Source organism: Chamaesiphon sp. OTE_75_metabat_556, assembly GCF_031378165.1.
Taxonomy (GTDB): domain Bacteria; phylum Cyanobacteriota; class Cyanobacteriia; order Cyanobacteriales; family Chamaesiphonaceae; genus Chamaesiphon.
In genome coordinates, this window is the sequence record NZ_JANNDR010000365.1 from 1 (window position 1) to 3,090 (window position 3,090).

1 protein-coding gene is annotated in these 3,090 nt (G+C 50.6%); it reads left to right on the forward strand.

Annotated features, from left to right (window positions below):
* On the forward strand, window positions 1–3,090 hold a 3,090-nt coding region (locus tag RMO27_RS14600; RefSeq protein WP_309733750.1), incomplete at both ends, for a ferritin-like domain-containing protein.

Below are 3,090 nucleotides of genomic sequence, written 5' to 3' on the forward strand. Positions count from 1 at the left end.
CATGAATACCTCCAATCCACCGGATCGCGGTATAACGATCGCGGAGAGTGGGATGAAGCAGGTGCTTTTAGTACGGCAAAAGGTTGGGATTTTGGCGGCAACGGTCATTTTGCGATCGAAGCTAAAATTGTCAGTGCCCAAAGGGAACCAGGACAGATCGACCTCAATGATGTTGTGGTGGGGCGCAGTGTCGATCTGTGGGGACACCATAATGAATATTTGGGAACTACTTTTAATCGGACGCGGATTTTTGATGTCGATCCGGCTTCTAACTGGACGACAACCGTGATGATCGGTCAACTTACCTTTGGCAGACAAGGGGCTTCTCAGGAAGTGCCGAATTTGTTGTCGGCTCCGGTGGCAGGGCTGCAACCTGCGCGGTGGCAAAATTTTAACTATATTCAAAACTTGCCCGAACACTGCCTCAATCGTGAATTTCAGCGATCGAGTGTCCATCAATTTACCGTTGCCAAAACGGCACCAGATTTTTTCTGGGGGGATGAAGTTGCCGATTCGCCGACAGTCGAGTTGTTGCGTCAGGCGATGGATCGCGAGGATGTATTAGGGCTGGTGGTGCAATTTAGCTTGAGCAATATGTCCGCCCCGCTTCAGCCAGATTCGGCTACTTTCTGGAATCTGCATGGCTCGATCGGTTTGTGGTGCGAGGGCGAGTCGAGTACTTATCCGGCGGGTAGGTTACTAATTCCCGCTAGTGTCGAGCGTCACGAAACTGCCAACAGTACAGCACCACCGTTGTCTAATCTCTCCCTGCTAGTTACCGATCGAGGTGTCAGTATGAATGCGATTACCGCCGTCCCTTGTATCGCTCGTGCCCCCCAGTCTGGGCCAGGGCCGACTCATGCGATCGGCCCCAAGCGCGATTTAGGAGCATTGGAACTGCGGACGATTAAAAGTCAGCAATTAGTGGCGACGATTCCTAGAGAAGCTTATCAGCAGGCAGCTCATCGACTTACGAGTGGGATTATCGATCTCCCCCTCGCCGCAGCATGGGCAGATCTCCGCACGGCGATCGAACAGGAAGGTTTATCTCTAATCGGCACCATAGACGGACAAAAACGAGTCCTGCTGGAGGAGCAGGAGATTAATCTCCAGATCGATGAAGCTGCGCTGTTTCTAGAATTTCCCAACCACAAAATAGGTGAGGATCATGCTGTAGAAGTAGCGGTGAGATCGTTTGTACGCGGGCAACCTGCCCCTGTCGAGCCTGTCTACCTCAGTCAGTATTACAATCCCCGTGGACTACCTCAGCTCCGTCATGAGTTCGAGCTAGATCCGGCTAAGATCGGTCGAGATTTTCACTTTCCCTCCAGTAGCCAGCTAAATATGCTGGAATTTAAACCTGGTAAACAAGCAGAAACCGGAGATTTTGCCACTAGCTGCGTGTTAGCAACTGATCGGCAGGGGCTGGGCTGGTTGACGATCCGTGGTTGCCAGTCGGGAACTACCCGCGTGCTGTTATCGGCAGAACCGGAAGCATTACCTGTCGTTGGCGTTGGCGAAGCCTCTGCCTGCGCAGAAGCCTCTCCTGGGGAGAATCGCTACCATCCTGATGCCGCCGAACTCAGCTACGACAACGACGATCGGTTAGGGTTTTGGTCTGGGGCTGGTTCGTTTGTAGTGCGGGTGATGCCCGATGACTGGCATTTGGCAGATATACCCGATCGAGATGACGATTTCGATCTGATTTACAAAGAAATTCTCGCTTATTACGAGTTGTGCTTCTCGTTCATGAAAGCCGAAGTTTTTAGCCTCGCCGACAAGTGCAAGGTCGAAACTTATGCGCGGTTGATGTGGCAGATGTGCGACCCTCAAAACAAAAATAAGACTTATTACATGCCCCCAACTAGAGAATTATCTCAACCAAAGGCAATGCTTTTATATAAATATTTACAAAACCAACAGCAAGTCGGCTACGTTCCCGATCCCACGCCCACAATCAAACGGACACAACGATCGATCGCCGATCGTGACGAATTGATTGTCGCCCTGCGCCAAGCCGCCGAACTAGAAGTCGCGGTGATGTTGCAATATATTTATGCAGCTTATTCCATCCCCAACTACGTTACAGGTCAAGCATATGTGCAGCGGGGTCTATGGACTCCAGCCCAATTAAACTTAGCCTGTGGCGATGGACAAGAAACGGGTAATTATGGGATGCGAGGCGTATTGCTGGTGATTTCCCATGAGGAAATGATCCACTTTCTGCTAGTTAATAACATTCTGATGGCGATGGGCGAACCGTTCTACCCAGCCAATCCCAACTTTGGCGAGATCGATCGGTATTGTCCGATCGATGTAGACTTGGCACTCGAACCTTTAAATGCTAATAGTATTCACCGCTTTATGCGACTGGAAATGCCTGACTTTTTAGCAGAGGAATTAACCGCACGCGATGTTGAAGATCCGATCGCGGATCGATTACATCGTTATGGTTCATTGAGCGAATTGTACCGCCAAATTCGCCAAGCGATCGAAACAATCCCCGATTTGTTTCTCACTAAAAAAGGCCCAGCCGGAGGCGAGCATCACTTATTTTTAAGAGATGATTTTAACCAGCATCACCCCCACTATCAGTTGCAAGTGGAAGATGTGAATAGTGCTCTGTTTGCGATCGATGTAATTACCGAACAAGGGGAAGGCTGCGATGCCAACTCGCCTAAATTCGATCGATCGCACTATCAGCAATTTCGCCGAATGGCAGCAGCCTTAGCCCAGGAGCAGTTTCCGAGCGATAACAACAACGACCCCTTACCCTGGAATCCATCCTATCCAGCTTTACGCAACCCGACACTGCATTCCAAAGACTGTAGCACCAGCGTGGTAACTGCGGCGGAAACGGCGATCGTGATGCAAATCTGCGATGAGTGCTACTTCATCATGATGCAGCTCATGGTGCAGCACTTTGGATTGATGCCGAATGGTAGCCTACGCCGATCAAAACTGATGAATGCCGCGATCGACATTATGGCAGGCATGGTTCGTCCCCTCGGCGAATTACTGATGACGATGCCTTCTGGGAAGCGGGGCAGAACGGCAGGGCCATCTTTTAATATGACCACGCCACCTGCT